Here is a 20,630-nt window from a genome sequence, read left to right as displayed (position 1 = left end):
TAATAGCACTCTGAGATATTTATTTTACCCGACGACCAGTTGCTGAAGAGTGCGTTATGGCTGAATATGAGAATTCAGGTATTGATTGACTTCCCGCCAACTAGGAAACGTTTCACTGCCGAAGTGTATTAACTCTCCTTCAAACGCATCTTGCCCTTTTCCCTGAGCGTTATCATCAATGAGATATCGCCCTTTGAGCAAGCACTTGTTAGGTGAAATGATGAGTTTATTAACAAACTCCAATCCAAAGTGCTTTTCTATCCATATTCTTTTCTCGGTATAGCACAAAGGATTCTTTATCGAGGGAGCAGTAAGAATATAAGGATCAAAATGCTCAGAGTTTATTAGGAATATAACTGATTCAATAGCATTCGGAATCGGCTCTAAGTTTGCAAAAAATCCGTACTGAGACTGAGGATATAGAACCTTGGGGTTACACTTTATTGCTTTTTTATGAGCCCCAGTAAAATCACACAGCACATCATCCATATCGATGTAGATGATTGATTTTCGTTTTATCATTTTAGTGTTCTCTATTATTCTAAACAAAGTAGGCTTTCACGCAGCCCACCTCTTGAAGATGGCATCCTATGCTTTAACTGGTTAATCGCTCCCTGATTTTCATAAGAGATTGTTCCATTGCCCATTAACCGTATTTTGAATACTGCTTTCAATTCTCCTTGTTTTTCTTGATTAGGAGTTTGTTGATCAAGCCTTTCTCGGTTTTCTCTGCTTGCAAAGGATCTTTTACTGACTTTTGGGTGCCGCTACTATGATCGGATCTTTGAAGATTCCTCCACTTTCTCCGTTCACTTGTCCTAATGTTGTTTTCATTGCAAAGCCAAAGTTATCACAGGTCAGGAATAGGCAGATGTAACTGCGAATTCCTAACATAATATTGCTTGAAGCAAAGCCATTAGCTTCTATACCTCAAAGGATAGCTTACGTTTTCTGGTATAGCTCTCCATATAGAACGAACTATAAGCATAGGAAACAATCAAAGATATGCACGCGGCTGGTACTGTTCTTTATAACGCCACAGTGGACTTTCAGGAATGCCAAAATTAGGTGTGTGCTGCATTGCCCCAGCTGACAACATGTTCAACAAACTTAGCTCGCACGTTACATTCAGTACCGCAATCGACCCTAAGTTCTTGAGGAAAAATCACGACATTTAACTCGTAGGTGATTGATAACTTAGAGTTAATTATCCATCTATCAGGATTAAGCTTACTGAAGTGCCCACGCTCAACCTATTCGCACCAATAAGAGTTAAAGGAGAATCCTTGATATAAACAGGCGTTAAACGCTATGTGTTTTGCAGTCACAAAAAAAGCCAAGCTATACATTTGTATAGCTTGGCTTTTTATGATGTTGCGGAATTCAGTCGACACAGCACCTAAGCAGCGCTTGTGGCTTTTTGGCGAGCCTCATGACGCTTATGAGCCCACTCAAGAGCTTTCTTAGGGTTAAAGTCTGGCGATTTCTTATCCATTGCTCTTACGGCCTGTGACGCATCGTAAGATGATGTAGAGCTTACATTAGGGATATCTTTAAGCGTATCTTTTGGTTTACGATTCATTTTCAGCCTCCTGATTTGAGGTGATTACTATGGATAAAGTATCACACAGGTTGCGCAAAAAGTCATCATGCAGGCCAGCAATGAATTGATTGGGAGCAGAACTGGTGACAACCAAAACACCATATGGTTGCGGTTCAGATTGATCAGGGAGCAGAGGCCTTACTATTGGGGTAGATATGAAACTTGAATAGTTAGCAGCGTCAGATTCATTCATAGGTAATTCTGTGCTCTTGGCAGCATCATGACAAATCATACATCGCTTGTTGGCAAAAGATATCCCTACATGCCCTACTCCTATATCCCAATCTCGGCCTTGAGGTTGAAGGCGATCATCGAGAATTCTAGATTTGATCTTAAGCTTATTTGATCCGGCATCGTATTCGTAGATAACGAAGTTGTATTTGGCCTCACCACCAAATTTAAAAAGCTCTTCTCGGAAAAGATTTAGGGAAGATAATACGTTGTCATAAAGCGCCTGATTGTCGATTTTGGGATTGTTTTTAAGTAGATCGGTAACGATATCCATCAAGATGATAGAGTAATCGACAAAGTTTTGCTTCTCTTTTTGCTGTTGCAGTTCAGCTTCAGTTTCTACAATTTTATTCTTTAGTTTGTCGAATTCATGCCCAGTATGGCTCATTTTAGACTGTTTAAAGAGCCACCATGAAACAAGAAGGTGTACGAGAAATATCGAGACAATGGGGATTGCTTCTTGGGATAGGAAATTAGCCACCCGTTCCTTTGGATCTTGCCCTTCAAGCGCGTTGAAATAAAGAGTAATGTAGTAACCCACTATGAGAGGCGCTATTAATGAAACCCAGACATTGAACGCAAACGAAGTGAATCCATGCATCTTTAGGATCATATCAAGGTTGTTTTTCAGCTTTTTATCTAGCTCGATCATCTTCACATCCTGATAATTTAAAGTGCTTAACTGTGCCATATCTGACGTCCATAGACGGCATTAAGGGAAGTGGGGTAAGGAAAATTGGAACTGATTTCCCCTAACACCCTAGATCTCTACTAGGTCCTTGTGCTCGATAAGGTTAAGCTGGCCAATCCCAATTAATGTATTGTTGTAATTGCACACTAAGCTCCTCAGAAGCAACACCATCTACATGATACACATGATAGCCATACGTTTTACCTAACGGAATGTTAGCAAACTGGTTTGCTTGGTAAGGGTCAAACTCAGGCGTAGCGTCGATTGTTTCAATATCAGTGTTGATTGTCTTCAACCATGTAACCATGATTGTTTTAGCGCCTGTGCATTCAATGTACTTACGAGCAGCTTCAAGTGACCAGCCTTTCGTACAAATATCATCAACAAGCAAGACTGTTTTGCTTTGATTCAGAGGTGTATGTTTATATGGTTTATCGCTGTAGTTCTTGGTTGGTAGCTTGTTCAGCTTGATAGTGTTGAGCTGATTGTGATGGTCAATCACCTTGCCTTCGCGACGTGCACTCTGTGATTTTGTAGCCGTCGTGTGACGTTCAATCAAATTATGCAAATAGCCCTTGTTGAAGCATTTCCCGAAAGTCATTAGGTCATCGTTCATCTTATCGTTGCCAACGCCAGCTCTGTGCCCTGGGTAGGCAGCAATAAAATCAATACGCTGATGAATACCAGTAAAGTACATGCTCGTGACTAGCGCCCCCAACCAGAAGTCAACATCGCCCAAGCCAAACTTAGCTGCTGCCCGTCCATTCTCCGAGTACTTTCTGAACTCAGGCTTATATGTACTGAACGGTGCAAGCGCATAGTACTCGAAATCTCCGTCTTTGATTTCATGGCTCCAAAAGTGCTCACGAAGGCAAAGCGTATCTATAAATCGAGCAAGCTCTTTTGGTTCGGAAAACTCGAAGCCATAGTCAGTATTGTTACTGTACCAAGTAGCACGTAAGAATAGAATCTTGCCGTTTACAGCCGTACGCATGTCATCGTCGCTACTGCCGATATAAACGACTTCGTTAGCTTCCCACTTCATTTCATCTAGAACGTACTGAGTTGCTGCTGCACGTGGCTTAGGCGGAATATCAGGGTCACGTTGTCGAGTAAAGATAGTTAGTTCTTTGAAATGAGCTTCAAACGCATCGTATAAGTCTTTTTCGTTATCGTTGTGGTCGGTAATAGTCCAAGCACGATTAGCAAGCAGTACTGGCTTAATGCCACGTAGCGTAAAGAAAGCCATTAGCTTTTCTACTTCTGCGAAAACGTTATCCTCTATCTGCCCAGTGTTGATTAACGTATCCTTGACACTGAGAATCACACCTTTTAGTCGACTAGCAGCCATATAACCTCCTTAGAAATCCATTGAAAATTGCCCTTGCTCTCCTTGTACTGGAAGGCTTTCTTCTGGCTGTTTTAAATACTTGATTAAGTCACTGGATTGGTCAGGAACGCTAAATACTTGTCCGCGTTTATATGCACTGACCGCTTTTATTTCTGCATTTTCTAAATCTGACTGATAGAGATACGGCATCACCAAGAATCGACCGTATTCTTTCGTGAAGTTTACTGTATGAGCTGTACCGCTCTTTATCTTCCATTCTACTGGCACTGTAATCTGAGCAAGGCTGGCTTGAATGCGATTACGACGAACGAAGTTTTGAGCACTGTAACTTTGGTGAATCAAGTACTCAGTAACAATTGCACCACCGTTAGCAACAATCTCTGCTCGTAAATGCTCAGAGCCACGAGGATAGTTACTATCAATGCCGGTGCCTAGTACTGCAATCGTCGGCACATTGAAGCGAATAGACTCAACATGGGCTTTTTGGTCAATACCGTCAGCAAGTCCACTCACAGATGCCAAGCCCTGATTAGCCATAGCTGCAACAATGTACTTCGTTAGCCAAAGGCCGTCTTCTGTAGTTTTTCTGCTACCAACGATAGCAACTGATGGCTGCTGAAGTATCTTGTAGTTACCCTCAACGAACAGCCACATAGGTGGTTCAGGTATGTTTTTCAACTGCTGTGGAAAGAAGTCTTGGTCATAAAAGAAAATACGAATGTTCTTCTTGACGTAATCACGTGCAAGTTCAAGACCCTCGTTCCATAGGTCAAGCTTAAACCGCATCCATGAATCGACTGACTCTTTAATCGAGTCATCCAGCTTATGTCGAAGTATTTTTTCAAAGTGTTCAACATCGTCTGTTTTAATCAGTTCTCTAAAGCTGATTTTTTGAGCAGCGATTTTATGCAATGTTTTGAAGCCCACACCACGTAATGACTGCAATGCTAGAAACGCGACAGTTTCAGCTTTCCAGTAATCTTGCTCCTTTTCCATTTCAAATACCTTGCTATATTTGCACTGAGAGCGTTAGGTTTAAAGTTAGTTTGAATGCTGAATGCGACACGCTCTTATTGCCCTATCTTCCTGACTTCTATTACGTATAGCAAGCAATCAGCCAATATGAGCGTGATCATTTTGCCCTGGGCATGTGCAGTTCCGAGTATGGCTAGACCTTAGTTACCTTGATACATCCTAGGTTCTCAAAAACTGCTTTCGAACTTCACCGATGACAATCCAAGCACCTTTGAAATAGAAAAAGAGTCTTGTGAAGTAGCATCTTCTAAACCGATAGGGGGCAGAGATACGTTTACTAAATCAGTGAAGGCATACCTTTGAACAATATTCAGTTTCTAAACGTTGTACACTGAAAAACTATAAATCAAATAAGTTATGAATATAATTTATCTAAAACTTGTAATCATTCAACGGCCAAACCATTCCTCTCTCATATGATCGCATATCCGCATTTAAATCCGGTACATCTAGCCTGTATGGAATCGCACCCAAATTTCCATTAGAAAATCGTCTAACAATATAACCGCTTAGGTCTTTCTCGTAATCGGAAGATATACATTGAGGCCATACTCCACATAACAGCATTAATTTAAGAGATAAGTAATGCCTATCATAACTTGCACTCTCGTATGAAACAGAAAGAGAAAGGCCGTTTCCGTATTTAACTTGAATTTCCACTAGTTGACCATTCATCTTCAAACGAAAGTTCCCAAGTAAAAATATTAAACAGAAAACAAAATCACGGAAGCGTAGCTCGTTTGTAGACTCTATCGGATGATTAATTCCAACGAGAGTAAAAATTGAACATAAACTAGCCTTCACTTCATCAAGGGCTCCAATCCCGCTATTTCTTTTTTTCGGTAGCTCTGCTCCAGCAAAAGTTTCTATTGTATTATCATCAAAGAAATCAATAACATCTCGGAATGCCATGATTACTAAACCTCTGTCTTTTTCATCTGGATGAGCTAAAAAATCACCTAGCTCACGAAAGATGCTTCCTTTAGGCGTGTAATCTCTAGATAACACGATAAACATAGCAATATCATCTTGATCAAAAGATCTATTGATGAATTTTTCATAGAAACGTTCAATATGATGATGTGTGTACTTATTCATTTAATCAACTAACCAAACAGATTTTCTTCAGTCTATATGAGTTAGGTATATCGGGGCAAACTAAGGATAAATAAAACGAAATAACTATCGTTGTAAACACAGAATGAGGCATAAACTTTTTATAAATGACAATTTATCTATGTGCCACAGCAAGAGAGCAATTAAAACAGAGGAAAGTAGTATGGATAAAGCGAGTTGAGTCATAGTGAATATCTGGCAAAAAAGGCTCGTATCTTTTTTAAGATATTCGCTACGACATCCACTCATGCATCTTTAAAGAATCTAGAGAAAACTGTTGTTCTAGCAACTAATTACGAATGAACTATGCCAACAAATGAGCTTCGTCTTTCCACCACAACAACACAAGCGTGCCATAAGCATTAGAAAAAGTGCTTTGAGTAACCGAATAAAATACCGCCTTCTCTTGATCAATCCATGTGTCGGCATCTACTTCCTCTGCTGTCCCTAGTAATGACACTGCTTTTGGGGTGATGATTTTTTTATGCGGCCAAAAATGCTCTGGAATAATATGACTTCGACGAAACCAGCGACGGTTCCCTGTCCGATCGTAACAGATGAGCATGCAAGGTGATGAAGACAGCTCCACCAATCGTATCGCAGTTGATGTACGAGATACATTAAACATATCAGCAAGGGCACTGACAGATTCGAAGGTTATGTCTAATTCAGCTAAATAAGGTGTGGCAATGTGATTGGGGATGAGTAGTTCAGCAGAAAACTGGTTTGCTCTCACCTCTTTTTGTTGTCGAAAATTGCTTTCCTGCGATGTATGTTGACGCATATCTGTTGTGGTGCAACGGTAAGTAAGGTTAAGCTTTTTATCATTCACCCAATGCCCTATTTCATGCCCGAGCGAAAATCTTTGACGCTCGATCTGAGCATCTTTATTGATAGTGATAATGGCTTTATCTTCACTGCCAATAATGTATCCCTCACAATCAGAGAGAGGCTCGCTTGACTTCAGCGCCTAGGGAGTAAGCAATCAAGTCTAAATCAATGTCCTGGGGAGAATAGATCCCCAAGGATTTCATAATGTCACATGGCTGTTGGCGAAACTTCATTAGTCATTCTTCTCATCAGGGTCTATGAGCCCTAAGCGAGCAAAACTTTCCCAAATCTCGCGTATGTCATCCTCACTAGCCTCTTGATTCTGGCTTTGTTCACGGAATGCTACAAGCAGGCCTTTGGGTACTTTATTGGAATCCTGCATTACTTTCACGATATCCTGGAGCATATCTGCCATTGTAAGACCAAGAGAAAAAATGGACTTCCGTTTTGAATCTTCAAGGTGTCTGCTAAACCCTAATTTTGCTCGGCTCAGCCTTTCAGTTCGGTTGTGGGTAATGGCATCCGAGAGTGCAGTCTGAAGAACCAATAACTGACTATGCGTTGGAAAGCCATTGAGGCCTAGGCGAGCAAGGATCTCTTTGTCAGATTGTTCAATATCAGCCTCAATAACCAGCTCATTAATTTCTCTGAGTAATTTCATACTCATTCGCTGATCTCCCACCAGTTAATTCCATTTGGAAGCCTTTTCCGTACTTTGTCTTTTATACGTTTGCGTACATTATTGTATACGGATTCACTGAAACTACAGGCGTCCATAATCGCGGGCTTTATGGTGTTATCATTTAAAAACTGTTTCAAGTAGCACATGACATCACTGTCACTTCTGAAAAGATCGAGCACTTTGCTCGTCCATTCTTTGAGATTCATACCCTTTTGATGTTCCACTAACAAATTTTCTGGGGAGGGCGCTGAGGATTTTACTGTTGCTGTGTGCTTGACCACACGTTTCGAACTTTCCTGCTTCGATACTCCTTGATGCGAGATAGACAATTTTGCAGTGGCTATCGACAGTACACCATTCTCACCATAGAGTTGGTCTTCAGACTCAATATGCTCAAGTTGGTCTTGTTTATCAGCAGCATTGCTTATTACGCTACGGCCAACCTCTTTGAAATGCTTTAACGTTTCAATACCTCGCTTCCAAATGCGGACCTCGGACAATGTATCTAGCCAAACCTCTACCATAATGTCCTCGGGCGTAAGGCCAGTCCTAGGCTCACATCCAAGCCCCTCATAGTACCTGTATATCCTAGCAAGAGATGCTTTATCTTGTGCCAGGTTGCTCAACATATCTTCGATTTCAACCACTGAATACCGGTCTATTTCTTCGGTAACCATACGTAGATTAGCCTCCCTGTAACTACATACTAAGAAAAAATAAAAATGGAGAAAAAAAATCGGCACTTTTAAATTTTCACCAGTATAGATGAATAGCCGCTGGTAATGTTGTGTTAATAGCAGCATCCATTAAGTGAAACACAGAATTAAAGGTATATCATTCAAATGGTAAAGAAATCATCTATTTACCACCTTCCGGTGGGTAATGGCGATATGACACTACTCAAAATCGCTTCGAATAATCGCTACTTCTATGTGCTGGTTGACATGTATATCCGACAGTCATGCACAGAGGAAGACGATCAATGTAATGTTTTGGACGAACTACACAACCTGCTAGAAAAGGACTGCGATGGGCGCCCCTATTTGGATGCCCTTGTATTAACCCATCCTGACAAGGACCATATTGGTGGCTTTGAAAAGTATTTCTATCAAGGCTCACCGAGTGACTACGCTCCAGCAAAAAATGGGGAGAAGGACCGAATATTTGTACGGGAAATCTGGTCTTCACCATTGGTCTTCCGAAGAAAAAGCAAAAAACATAGTTTGTGCGAGGATGCGAAGGTATTTAATACCGAAGCAAAGCGCCGAGTAGAACTCTATCGCGAATCTAAGGCGATTGGAGCAGAAGGCGATCGCATCCGCCTTATTGGAGAGGATATCGACGGAAAAACAAGTGACATTCTAGGTATTGTCTACAAACCAGGAGAAGTCATCAGCAAAATTAATGAAGCCACGCTTAAAGAACTAAGCATTGATATTTATGGGCCACTATCCGACGATGAGTTTGAAGATAACGAAGCCCTAGAAAAAAATCGGTCTAGTGTCATTTTACGTTGGGGAATTGCAAGTCATGGGTATTCCGATCCAACCAACTTTGTTCTTCTTGCCGGTGATGCAAGTGTGGAGGCATGGGAGATTATTTGGGAGAAGTTTAAGGGTTCTCCACAAAAGCTTTCATATGATTTGCTATTAGCGCCCCACCACTGCTCTTGGCACACCTTGTCACACGATAGTTATTCTGAAAGCGATAACCCCAAAGTGTCAGAAACAGCCAAAAAGGCGCTAAGCCAAGCAAGGACAGGTGCGGTTATTATTTCCAGTAGTGATCCGATCAAAGATGACAAAAATGACCCGCCAAATTTCGGAGCCAAGAAAGAATACGAAAGTATTGTTAGCTCAGCGAAAGGTACGTTTTTATGCTTGGCCGACAACATTGCGAACGGAGAGACAGCGCCTTCTGTTCTTGAATATCGTTTAACGAATGCAGGGCCACAAAAAGCTAGCAAAACATCCTCGACTGATTCTACTTCATCAGCCAAAAAGCGAACCGCAGCAACGTCCACGCTCATTGGTCATTCAGGGCAGGCAATTGGACATGGGTGAATTAGAATCAAAGAGTGAGATTACGCCTGACATTCGCGATGCCATCCGTTGGCTGGAGGGATACTCCTCTATTGCTGAGCTAAAAGTGAAAAGCTGTTCGGTAGATGGAGTAGTAGTCTCAACAAGCTGGGTAGTCGACTTGCCTATAAAATTTGAATCAGTTGGAGAAACCGATTCAGGGGTGCGCTCGATAGAGCCTGTATCGTGGATGTTCCCTTGGGAATACCCCCTAAGTGCACCTAAGCCCACGTTAAGAGACGACTTTCCTTTAACTCTACCGCATATCAACCCCATCATCGAAGGTAAAGGCGTGTCTCCCTGTATTGCTGAGGTAGATCTTACAGACCTTTTACATAGCAGTGGCATCGAGGCTGTATTTGAAGCCATGACACACTGGCTAAACAACGCAGCTTCAGGAGAATTACTGTGCCCTGTACAGGGATGGGAACCAGTACGCAGAGACAATGCTTCCGGGCTTGTCAGTGCAGACACATACGCAATTCGCGAGGAACTAAAAAGTTATGCCCCTGCTCGATATTTACGGTACAGGTATGTAGTCTCCGGCAACAACCATAATTTGGTATTGGGGTATATTGAGACGCCGTCACTTGGTAGAGCAAATAGCGTATTCAAGGTCAAGGATGTTGGTATTTTAAATGGAGTCCGGCACGGCCCTGCATTGTTGTTACAAGTAGATAGGATTGTTAGTGAATATTGGGCTGAATCTGTCAAGACCCTCGCGGACCTGAGATGGCTGTTAAAAAAACTGCAATTAAGTGACGCTTTTGATGCTCGTTTAAAGCATATTATGGCTACCTCTTCGCCGAAGGCTTGCGCAACCCACAATAAAGCAGGGATCGAAGAATTTATGGTTGTAATAGCCGTAGAACGCCCGTTTAACGTGATCGGTGCTGATAATCCGTGGGAGCTTCTTCCATACCGTGTCCGTTTTGCTGAGAACTCAGAACAATTGGCCGATGATGTACCAGTTCACGCACCACTGATGATCAAGTCTACTTGTCCCGCAATGCTTCGATCTGTATCTGGGGAGGACCAAGATGCTGGGGTTATACCTATATCTTTTATTGGTTGCGGCAGTCTGGGTTCGAAGATGGCTTTACATTTAGCCAAGAGCGGCAAATATGAATTTTCCTTAATCGATAACGATTTTTTTTCTAGTCACAATAATGCCCGCTACGGATCAGTAGTGGACGATTTTGATAGTATTGGAGGTTCTAAAGTAAATTTAGTCGGAAGAGATATTCGGGCACTTGGGGTGAATGTTGAACAGCTAAAGGTTGATGTCCTGGAACTTGGGAAAAGTAAACCAGCTATCGTTGATAAAAAGTTCCGCTATATTCTCGATACCACCGCGTCTTTACCGGTACGCCACTTCCTTGCCCACCGCGCAAAGCTCACTGCGCGTTTGATGCACAGCATTCTATACGGAAAGGCTGCAATGGGAGTGCTGGCTATCGAAGGAAAGGCTAGGTGTGTTCGAGTTGATGATCTAATGGCATACACCAATACTCTCTGTTACAAAGACGATCGTGTCCAGAAGGCAATGTATGGTGGGACTATTGCACGAGAAAGTTTTGGTGATGGTTGTAGTTCAGCAACAACAATTATGGACGACATCGGCCTTTCTGTTCTTTCAGCGGCCTTAGCAGGGAAAGTAAATCAGTATACAGGAGAGAGCGCCGGTCTAGATGAAGGTCAAATCCACATTGGTCACTTAGACAAAGACTATAGGCTTGATTGGACAAGCTACGTACTCCCCGCCACACTCATCATTCCTAGAGATACGAATTTTGGTTGGGAGATCCGAGTCTTAGGAAATATAAGAGACCAAATAGAACGTGAGTCGAAAGGTTCATCTGTTGAACAAGGCGGCGTGCTGGCTGGAATGGTATGCCACCTGTCAAAAACTATATATGTCACTTTGATTGTACCAGCACCTGATGGAACCATTCGAACGCCAGCGCGATTTGATATTGCTACAAATGGGCTTGAAGAAATATTTAAAGATATTCATTCTGCTACGAATGGACAAATCACCTTTTTGGGTACCTGGCATAGCCATCCTACATCATCACCTCCAAGCCCTAAAGACAGAGACACATATGCAAAATTAACAAAAAATTATGATTTACCCATAGTTATGCTGGTTCATACAGGAGGGCGCATTGAGCGCGTTTAGTTAATGCTTAAAGAACTTTCAAAACACTTCGAACACTATGCTATACATGCTCGTTTTATGCCTGTATTCGTGGTTCTTTTTCCTTTAGTGCTTACTGTTTTGGCATGGTATCCGCAGGCAAAAACAATCCTGGGCGCCACAATGACTCTACTTATCAGTTTTGGAATTATGTCGTTTTTATCGATCTATATTTCGAATCTTGGCAATGATTTACAGGATAATTATTTCAAAAAGTGGGGGGGTGCTCCTTCAACCTTGTTACTTTTACCCAGTAATAAAGAGTTAGACAGATATACAAAGCAGAGGTATTTCAAGTGGCTCAATAGAAAATGTAGTGGATTAGACCTGCCAGACACTCTAGATGGGCAAGTTGAAAACGAAGAGCTTTATGAAAAAATCAGAAGCGCAAGTAACTACATGCGTGAGTACACAAGAGATAGAAAAAAATATAGTCAAATTTACAACGACAACGTAGCTTATGGTTTTGCTCGTAACATCGTGGCGATAAAAAAAGCAGGCTTGGTAGTTGCGTCGATTTCACTAGTGTCAAATGGACTGTTTTTATATTTTACTACAACAACTGACTTTCCCCATACACTTAATTCTATGGGAATTATTTCGTTATTTACCTCTATCATATGCTTGTTGATTCACTGTTTCGTACTGAATGAAAAATTTGTAAAACGCAGAGGGTATCGATATGCACGAACTCTTTTTGAAGCATGCGACAAATGACATCAAACCTTTCAGTATAAAATTATATTTACTTTAATGATATGGAGAAAAGATTACTCGCCAGCTCTTCAATATTATTTTTCATAGGCAATTCAACGAAGAGAAAATGAAGTATCTGCAGATATTCAGCCCCTGAAGCTACTAAAATTTAAGCTACGTTTTTGCACATTTTTCATAAAAATATAACCATCCCAACTCGTTACTAAAGAGCTTCGACAGTATTTTTCTTAATTTTACTTAGCGTTGAAAGGCTATCTTGCAGCTGTTCTATCTGCTCAACAATTTCGTGTTGCATTTCTTTTGGCACTTCGGATATATCTTGAAATGAAATGCACTCCAAATCTATAAGCAGTCGTTTGAGTTGTTCCATTTATTCCTCCTTGAACAATTTGAAAGACCATATTAACTTTTTGAATTGTAGGCTAGAAGACCCAGAGTACCGATCAACCTCTTAGGCTAAAGCAGTTCAGAGATAATCACATCAATCTATTGTTGGGCATATTAAAAATTCAGCTCCCTATACTCTTTCACTACATCAAACATTAGACTCAGGTTCTGGCTTCTGAAGTTGTTAATTTCAGAAAGAGTTACGATCCCTTTGTAAAGATCATATGTGGCCAAAGGTTCATTTGGGAAAAGAAAGGAAATAGATTCCTTTCGCGCAGGATCATAAACAATTTTGTAGTAGTGACTTGGAACTGACACTCTATCTCGAATACGCTTATTACCACGAAAAATAGCACCGGTTATGACAAAGAGATTTTGTCTTTGTTTCGTCCAACTTCGAATCAGCTCTTCTAACTTTCTCCACCCAACTTGGTTAAGCCCTGGATCCTGTGGTGAAGCATTAGAGTACAAAACACTTTCTGTCTCTGAGGCACAACTAAAATCGATAGTTGCTCTAGGAGCCATATGTCCTCGATCATAACCAGAGTTAGTATAATCATGACTAGTTGATTGATACTCTTCCGGAATCTCTGGGTCATTTCGAAAGTTGGGTTGGGATGAACAGCTGGCTTCAACGCTTTCTTTTGATACTGAATACTGAACCCACACAGGACCTCGATGCTCGTAACTGTAGCCTAAAGCGTATCCTTGCCTGCATAACAACTGATCAGCCGAGGACGGCACGCCGAAGCTGGTATGGCTTTCGCACTGGAATGCCCAAGAGTATGAAGTAAAGCCAAGAGTTACTATGAGCATAGATATTTTAAAAAAATAGTTCATTCATCCGTCTCCAATGCAACCAGGGGCCCAGTTAAGGAACATGTGAGTAAATCGGTAACATGAAATAACCTTATCGACTTACTCACGTATTGTTTAACTATCACGAGCAGTCTTTAGCCCCTGTCTATGACGCTTTTCAAAGTATCTTGCCACTACCTCTGGATTGTAGTGCGGACTAATTGGGTTTGAAGCAAGCGCTGCTTGTCGAACCTCCTCGGGATCGAAAACATGCATTGTAACTTGCTTATTTGGAGATCGTTTTTTTGCCATATTTTAACAACCCTAATGCTCGGAAATCTCCACAGTGCACATTCGAATAAAGCAACACTCAAAGATTCACATATCCCATTGATTTAAAAACTAATTTTAAACTCTAACACTACAATCAGACCGCCCCTAAGGAAAAAGTATTTTGGCACATTTTTGATAGATCTTCCGCTATCAGGCTCCAACGTCTTAACTCTAATTTTGCTATGAATACAGACTATCACAATATCACCATGAAGGTCGGTTAACATACGAGCTGCGCGAATCACGCTCCTCTCCTATATAAGTCAAATAGGCATAGACTACTCTGTGCTCTTTCATACCTCTCATCTGTATAAAAGCCTTACCGAAGAGCCCAAATTGATAAATTGCTTAGAGATAAAAACATTGCTATGACCACTACACCTTAGCAATAAGCAAGTGTCGCTTAATGATCTGCATCCAAATAGTAGACAACCTGTCATTACATTAATACGATGTTCTATATTCAATGAGTACATCAGTTTAGAGTAATAGGCATAATCAGTAGGAACTCAAGGAATCGGAACAGATGAGAATAGCTAAGATTACGCCAACGATCGACACTCTATGGCGAATCGACTTTTTTGGTTACATCGACTACAACGACAAACAAGGAAGAAAAAGAAGCCAACCTGTAATCGAAGTCTTGCTATCAGAGGTTGTAATAGGGCTAACGCTCCACCCACTCAGTAGAGAGTTCAATAGTAAGTCTATATCAGATTATAAAAATCAAATATCAGTAGAAGTACCTATCACATACTTACTGATTCTTCGTATTGGGCAAATCTGGAAAAACGAGCAATTACATTTAACACCTAACTACAAAGAGTTGAGCTTAAAGAATGTATTAATTTCAGATGATACTTCATACCCAATTTTATGCGGTGAAAAGGATTTATCTGAACAAGGTGCTGCATTTCCCAGCTACTTCATACCTACAAGCCACCATCCCTACCATCAACGATGTACTAAAACATCCGCTGAAGTGGTTGTGCATAATGGTCGAAAATATATTTTCCCCCATGTGGTATTAATACAGGCATACTTCCAGATGAACGCTTGGGCCTTCAGTCAGCTCTTTCAGTTCGGTCTTCACCTTGATACCTTATTTTATCCACAGAACACATATCTACGCTCAGAAAGAGAAGCTGTAATTCAGCTACGCTCTAAAGTAAAAGACATTTCAGCTCCCACCTTAGCCAGAATAGCCTTTAATGAGTGGGCTCAGAAAGCAGCATTAATGATAAGTAGCAATTTGGCTATTCAAGAAGCAAATAACTGGAAGAAAACGCCTAAGACAAAATTTCCCTTTAGGGGTAAAACGAACCTAGTAGTTAGAGGAAAATTCATCCCTGAAAATTTTATTGTTTATGAAATACTCAGCTGTTCATCAGTGTTTCCATTCGATTCATTAGACTACTATCGAGACAACGCAGGTAAAGTCGAAAACCCAAGATCAAATATTTTACAAACTGGACCTGAAGGTAAGCCAGCATATGCACCACCTAGAATATCCGCTGCTGAAAATTTCCAATTGACGCCACAAGATGAACCAGCACTAGACTTGGGAGAGCTCGACATAGAACTAGACAACACACTGACAACAAATTTATCAGAACTAGCTAATGTAGCTTTAGAGCGATGCTATAACCCAGAAAACCTAGAACCCTTTTCTAGTGCTAAAGGTCATATGAAATTCTTAGAAGCCACATCAGGTAATACCGGAGAGCACACAAGTGGTGGTAGGGGATCAAAGGTTGATTTATCTCCAGATATAGCGGGTAAAGAGAGATTCATCTTTCCTAAAAAAATAAATCGTTTAGAACTTTTCAGAGACGTGATTCGACATCTAGAGAGTTCACCCGATGTTGCCAATCTTCGATTAATTTCAATAAACGGGCATCTTGGCAAAAACTCACAATATTCTTATTTTCCGGCATCATATACAGAAAAAAAACGTCAAAGAACATGGAGATACACAGATAAAAAATGCTCAAAAGAACACCTTAGACGCGCAATCACTGTGGAGTTCGAGTTTAAAGCTGTTTACGTGTGCTTAATAGAGGTAGAGCGAAGAATCGAGCTACAAGAAGGGATGGAGGGATGGGTAGAGCTAGATGATGTAGCGACCCTAATGATAGTAAGCGAAAAACCTCAAATAGCATACGTAAGAGTAAAATCGCTATTTCAAAGCTGCTCCGATAATAGCGGAGTTTGGCAAACCAAGGAAAAACGCCCCCAAAACAATGAAAATTCAAAGATATTAATTTTACGGCACCCTGCACACGACTCGGTTTTAGACAAAAGCTACGCGTCAAAATTTACTAACTACATTTTAAACAAACTAACCAATCAGGATTGATTTTTGAATAAAACAGATAAAGTTGAACCACAAAAAAACACTATTGAGTTTGACAAAATTACAGTCCCTAAACTATGCGGAATCAGAAAAAACAAGATACTTAAAGAAGATTTTGATAAGTATCAATTATCTGCTCGTAAAGTTGTGGACACACTGTCTCGCAGGAATGAAAAAGTCCTAGCTGAGAATGAAAAAGTAAAAATAGAACGCGATAAACTACTTGCATATGCAAAAGAAGCAAAAAACTATATCATCAACATCAGTTCTCAGTTTGACCAGTATTGTAATGACAACTCGATAGTTCCATTCAGCTTAAAAGATAGCATTCATAAATCAGGCTACTTGATTCAAAAAAATGAACTTCCTATTACAGAAAACATCAGAAAATCATTTCTTGATAAATTAAAGGCAATAGGCATCACTCCAGATGAAAATCAAGAAGAAATGTTATTTAGCCGTAACCCAGGATGCCGTATTACTGCTGGTGCTGGAGCTGGTAAGTCAACAACTTTAGCAGCAAGAGTTGCGCTTCTTCATGTTGAGTTAGGAATCCCTCTTGAACAGATAACCGTCTGTACTTTTACAAGAGCATCAAGAGCTGAATTCATTGAAAAGGTCACAGGTTTAATTAATAAACTTTGCCCATGGAAAGAACCTCTCACAGAAGATAAGGGCAAGAAAATAGTAAGAACCTTTCACTCTATTGCATTCGACACATACAGTAAATTTGGTAGTAGTAGCCGAAGGTTGATTTACGGAGACTACACTCCGAAATTAGCGGACGAACAAGGTAATACTTTCGATATAGATGAGCTTGACGGCCTTTCAGCTGAAGAGCTCAAAAGGATATATCAAAAAGATGAGAGTGTTCCTCAACTGTCTGAAGTACTATCAGTAACATATAAAAAACTTTTCACGCATGATGAGAGCTTTAGAAATCTAATTCTAATTCTCTACTCTATCTCCTTAAACAGAAGAAAAAGTGTAGATAATTGTCGCTATGACAATCTAAATGAAAATTCACTTTCAGATAAGCTCCTTACAGATTGGATTCTTGAAAATAAAGACTTATATGAGAACCATCTAAAGCCATATAGAGCTGATGTTTCACACAAAGAGTTAATAAAGGGAGAACGTCATCTTAACACCCATTTCTACCTTCCCAATACAGGAATTAAGCTATTTGTCAGTTTACCTGAACACATACGTAAAGCTGATTCAACATCCTACCCAAATCCAGATAAAAGCCGTTACTATTCAATTAATACTTGGTGCAAATGGCGTAAAGACTTAGTAAACGCTAGGGCAAATATAAACTATATATGGAGTGAAAGTATAGAAACTATAAGGCAGCTCCTCATAAATGAACAAATAGCTTCAGGAGAGAGAGCGGCCGATACAGTCCCACCACCTGATTTTGTTCATAAGCCTGTAGGAGAGATAGTAAATTTTGATAAATCTTCACCTAAATATGCCCCGATTCAAAGACAACTATATAATCTTTCAAGTTTTGTCTATTCCAACGGAAGAAAGCTAGGAACATGTGCGGAAAGCCATATCGAACGCTATTTCCAAGAGGCCTCTGGTGAAGACCAGATGTTTGTTAAGGCTTCTGTGCTATTTGAGAAAAAGCTTGATGAAGAGTTAGCGACAAGAGGGTTAATAACCTTTGACCAAATGTTTCATGAACTTTCCAATATGAATATTCGGAATGAAAGCAGCACTATTCTTAGCCATTTAAAATGGATTGAACATTTATTGATAGATGAATTTCAAGATATATCACCAAACATAATCAATCTATTTTGCAATTTGAAAAGAAAATATTTTTCCGCCTCCGATAGAGGAACTATAATGATGGTAGGTGATGAAAATCAATCACTTTACTCATGGAGAGGAAGCTCAAGTGAATATATTTTGGATCCAGACAGGTATTTTCCTGCACCAAGAGTGTTTGAACCAATAGATTTGCTTAACAATTATAGAAGCAGCGAAAAAATCGTCAGCTATGGAAAGAAATGCCTTGAATCAAGAGGGAAAGCTAAGAATTTATGTGCGGCTAGAGGTGACGCTAAAACAATGGATTCTTCCTTTTTTATCCATCAACCTTCATCGGTTATAAACAATAAAAAATCTAATTCTATTGACTATGATTTAGCTTTAAAATTGTTAAAGAAGGCTATCACTGAAGACATAAAACCAACCAAACGAGCCCCCATTTTTATCCTAAGCAGTAATACCTCTTATATGCTAAACACCGAGCACGCAGAATGGAATGAATATATTGAAGAGCAAAAAAAATTAGGTATAGTTCACACACACACTATTCACACAAGCAAAGGACTTGAAGCAAAATCAGTATTCTTAATGGGGGACATTCCCCAAGCGCAAAGCAACCCTATCAAAAATAGCATCTATCGATGGTGTGACTTAAGAGGAACCTATGATGATGCCCAACATCATGAAAAGCTTTGCATGCTTTATGTTGCAATCACCCGTGCTAAAAACCACCTTACCTGGTTTTTAAGCAAACAGAATAGAAATGGCCTATATAAAGAAGTCTTTCAGAAAGAGTTCAACTCTGAATAACCCTTTGAATTATAAACTCCTAAGTTCTTTGCGGGAGAAAAATGAGAGTTCTTTTTTCTCGCATTGATAACTTTTTTGTAAATTTCAGGCTCTGTTTCACTTAAATTTCTCATCACAATACTATCTAACCTGATTAACTCTGAAAAGTATCGAGTTTGCATTAATAAGTATTCAAACACCTCAACCATACTGATCTTATGATCTTCAATTAGGTCAAATAGACTTTCTCTTTGAAGATACTCTTTCATCTCTCGTATACGTAATTTATCCAAAACACCGTCAAACTGGGTCGTTTTATACTCTAAAGCAAGATATTTCTGTGCATATTTCACTAAAAACTCACGATCTGCATCTTCAAAAGCACTAAGAGTTATATCAAACTGCTGTTTAAAATTCATATCCCAGGTAGGAGATTCTAAGTCATATTTAAGTCCTCCTGAGTCAATAAGTGAATCCGTATCATATTCGCAATGGCATTTTTTACAGTTAGAGTATTGGTGCTGATCACTCATAAAAGCTTCTCCTTCTTTAAAAAAAAGATTATTTTTTCTGAACATTTATATCCCATAAAATTATTCAAGGTCGTCTGATTTATCCGCAATTTATTCTTACGCATAACGTGAATCGCAGACAAAATACTTTCCTCAGAGGGAGGTAAATTAGGAGCATAAATGATTGGCTTTAAATCTCTTTCTATAATGAATGGTATATAGCCTAGAATTTTTTGGATAGTCTCGAGTTCATAGTAACGAATTGACCACATTTCACATAAATTAATAAATGAATCAGGCCACTTATCAAAAGCTCCCACAATTACTTTCGCAGCAAGATAACGACCCTCACAATCTATCGAATCAATATCAGGACTGGAAACTTTAAATCCTGAACTAATACCTATCCGGTCATAGACGAGCTTCATAAGTAAACGAATTAAACTAAAGAAAACAAATGAATATGTCCAATTCCTATTGGAATGAAACAATGTAAATCCACTATTCATCACTAAAAGGTAAAATGCTGCTTCATCAATCATTCGGCTATCAGCTGGCGCGCTCATAGCACGACTAAGATTTTCCCCACATTGATGACAATCTGTAAAATCACCTGAGTATGGTAAATGGTTATTCTTAGAGTCGTTTGCCATCACCAATACTGGATGACTACATCCCGAGCATCGATCTAACAACTTACACTTATGGATATGACATACCGTCATACAAGATAGTCTCCATATTTTCCTATAATAAGGAGTTCCTTCTCTTAGACATGCAGGACAATATTGTTGAAAAAAAAGGTGGTGTCGAGTTTCCCCAGCATTCAAAATGCCACCACGCCGTTTAGACCTCAATGAAGATTGCTCGTATATAACCCCAGCATAACTATCTAAAGTCATATTTCTCAGTCTATTTTCAGACACAGCTAAGCAACGAGAAAAGCCGCTCAGAAATGATATAGGTAAAGAGCCATCTATATACTTTTGAGCTATTTTAGTTCTTTTACCTGTCGCTAATTGAATAATTGATGAGATCTTTTGATTATTGGCCATTGCTGAACGAGTTAACCAGGATGAAAGCAACTCATCTGGTAAGGGGCGTGGGTGACATGGCCAAACATGAGACTCCATTT

At 39.9% G+C, this 20,630-nt stretch carries 18 protein-coding genes; 5 read left to right on the top strand and 13 right to left on the bottom strand.

Features of this window, described 5'->3' with window-relative positions; all coding sequences use genetic code 11:
• Nucleotides 1–54 precede the first annotated feature (54 nt).
• The 9 genes from DN730_RS11020 to DN730_RS10980 all read right to left on the bottom strand — a co-directional run bounded on the left by DN730_RS11020 (nt 55) and on the right by DN730_RS10980 (nt 8,217).
• A complete protein-coding gene (locus tag DN730_RS11020) occupies nt 55–522 on the bottom strand; it encodes a 5' nucleotidase, NT5C type (protein ID WP_115468194.1) in 468 nt (155 codons plus the stop codon).
• 877 nt (nt 523–1,399) lie between these two features.
• Entirely contained in the window at nt 1,400–1,582 is a 183-nt protein-coding gene (locus DN730_RS11015; protein ID WP_115468193.1) for a hypothetical protein, read from the bottom strand.
• Complete coding sequence (locus DN730_RS11010; RefSeq protein WP_115468192.1) at nt 1,572–2,525, bottom strand: GAF domain-containing protein; 954 nt, start codon at nt 2,523–2,525, stop codon at nt 1,572–1,574. Before DN730_RS11010 ends, DN730_RS11015 begins: the two co-directional genes overlap by 11 nt.
• A gap of 103 nt (nt 2,526–2,628) precedes the next feature.
• Nucleotides 2,629–3,876, bottom strand: a complete 1,248-nt coding sequence (locus DN730_RS11005; RefSeq protein WP_115468191.1) for a phosphoribosyl transferase — start codon at nt 3,874–3,876, stop codon at nt 2,629–2,631.
• Nucleotides 3,877–3,885: 9 nt separating this feature from the next.
• A complete protein-coding gene (locus tag DN730_RS11000) occupies nt 3,886–4,872 on the bottom strand; it encodes a DNA-processing protein DprA (protein WP_115468190.1) in 987 nt (328 codons plus the stop codon).
• A 411-nt stretch (nt 4,873–5,283) separates the two neighbouring features.
• Nucleotides 5,284–6,009 carry a hypothetical protein gene (locus DN730_RS10995; protein ID WP_115468189.1) on the bottom strand — a complete coding sequence of 242 codons (726 nt, stop codon included), beginning with the start codon at nt 6,007–6,009 and terminating at the stop codon, nt 5,284–5,286.
• 322 nt (nt 6,010–6,331) lie between these two features.
• The gene (locus DN730_RS10990) at nt 6,332–6,928 is read right to left on the bottom strand and encodes an ImmA/IrrE family metallo-endopeptidase (protein ID WP_281270520.1); all 597 of its coding nucleotides are present in this window, start codon (nt 6,926–6,928) and stop codon (nt 6,332–6,334) included.
• 162 nt (nt 6,929–7,090) lie between these two features.
• Nucleotides 7,091–7,525, bottom strand: coding sequence for a hypothetical protein (locus tag DN730_RS10985; protein WP_115468188.1), 435 nt, complete (start codon nt 7,523–7,525; stop codon nt 7,091–7,093).
• Nucleotides 7,522–8,217 (bottom strand): hypothetical protein, encoded by a 696-nt coding sequence (locus DN730_RS10980; RefSeq protein WP_115468187.1) that lies wholly within the window; start codon nt 8,215–8,217, stop codon nt 7,522–7,524. The genes DN730_RS10985 and DN730_RS10980 overlap by 4 nt, the downstream gene beginning before the upstream one ends.
• A 165-nt stretch (nt 8,218–8,382) precedes the next feature.
• Between DN730_RS10980 and DN730_RS10975 the strand changes: the two genes are divergently transcribed.
• Genes DN730_RS10975 through DN730_RS10965 form a run of 3 tightly spaced genes read left to right on the top strand, consistent with a single transcriptional unit; the run spans nt 8,383 to nt 12,538 of the window.
• Nucleotides 8,383–9,603 (top strand): anti-phage 6A-MBL system MBL-fold protein, encoded by a 1,221-nt coding sequence (locus DN730_RS10975; protein ID WP_115468186.1) that lies wholly within the window; start codon nt 8,383–8,385, stop codon nt 9,601–9,603.
• On the top strand, nt 9,596–11,803 hold the full coding sequence (locus tag DN730_RS10970) for an anti-phage 6A-MBL system cap2_3 protein (RefSeq protein WP_115468185.1): 2,208 nt from the start codon (nt 9,596–9,598) through the stop codon (nt 11,801–11,803). Before DN730_RS10975 ends, DN730_RS10970 begins: the two co-directional genes overlap by 8 nt.
• A 3-nt stretch (nt 11,804–11,806) precedes the next feature.
• On the top strand, nt 11,807–12,538 hold the full coding sequence (locus DN730_RS10965) for a cellulose-binding protein (RefSeq protein ID WP_115468184.1): 732 nt from the start codon (nt 11,807–11,809) through the stop codon (nt 12,536–12,538).
• Between the two features lie 202 nt (nt 12,539–12,740).
• Here DN730_RS10965 and DN730_RS19135 read toward each other — a convergent pair whose 3' ends face one another.
• Complete coding sequence (locus DN730_RS19135) at nt 12,741–12,908, bottom strand: hypothetical protein (protein ID WP_170139019.1); 168 nt, start codon at nt 12,906–12,908, stop codon at nt 12,741–12,743.
• 131 nt (nt 12,909–13,039) lie between these two features.
• A complete protein-coding gene (locus DN730_RS10960) occupies nt 13,040–13,765 on the bottom strand; it encodes a DNA/RNA non-specific endonuclease (protein WP_115468183.1) in 726 nt (241 codons plus the stop codon).
• Nucleotides 13,766–14,582: 817 nt separating this feature from the next.
• Between DN730_RS10960 and DN730_RS10950 the strand changes: the two genes are divergently transcribed.
• Both DN730_RS10950 and DN730_RS10945 read left to right on the top strand, forming a co-directional pair.
• Nucleotides 14,583–16,415 (top strand): hypothetical protein, encoded by a 1,833-nt coding sequence (locus DN730_RS10950; protein WP_115468181.1) that lies wholly within the window; start codon nt 14,583–14,585, stop codon nt 16,413–16,415.
• 3 nt (nt 16,416–16,418) lie between these two features.
• Nucleotides 16,419–19,004, top strand: a complete 2,586-nt coding sequence (locus tag DN730_RS10945) for a UvrD-helicase domain-containing protein (RefSeq protein WP_115468180.1) — start codon at nt 16,419–16,421, stop codon at nt 19,002–19,004.
• On the opposite strand, the gene DN730_RS10940 is transcribed toward DN730_RS10945, so the two are convergent.
• Both DN730_RS10940 and DN730_RS10935 read right to left on the bottom strand, forming a co-directional pair.
• Nucleotides 18,980–19,516, bottom strand: a complete 537-nt coding sequence (locus DN730_RS10940; protein WP_115468179.1) for a hypothetical protein — start codon at nt 19,514–19,516, stop codon at nt 18,980–18,982. The genes DN730_RS10945 and DN730_RS10940 overlap by 25 nt on opposite strands.
• The gene (locus DN730_RS10935; protein ID WP_115468178.1) at nt 19,513–20,628 is read right to left on the bottom strand and encodes a TniQ family protein; all 1,116 of its coding nucleotides are present in this window, start codon (nt 20,626–20,628) and stop codon (nt 19,513–19,515) included. The genes DN730_RS10940 and DN730_RS10935 overlap by 4 nt, the downstream gene beginning before the upstream one ends.
• Between the last annotated feature and the right edge of the window lie 2 nt (nt 20,629–20,630).

The sequence above is a fragment of the Marinomonas piezotolerans genome, assembly GCF_003362755.1.
In the GTDB taxonomy this organism is placed as follows: domain Bacteria; phylum Pseudomonadota; class Gammaproteobacteria; order Pseudomonadales; family Marinomonadaceae; genus Marinomonas; species Marinomonas piezotolerans.
This window is presented reverse-complemented; position numbering and strand designations above follow the sequence as displayed.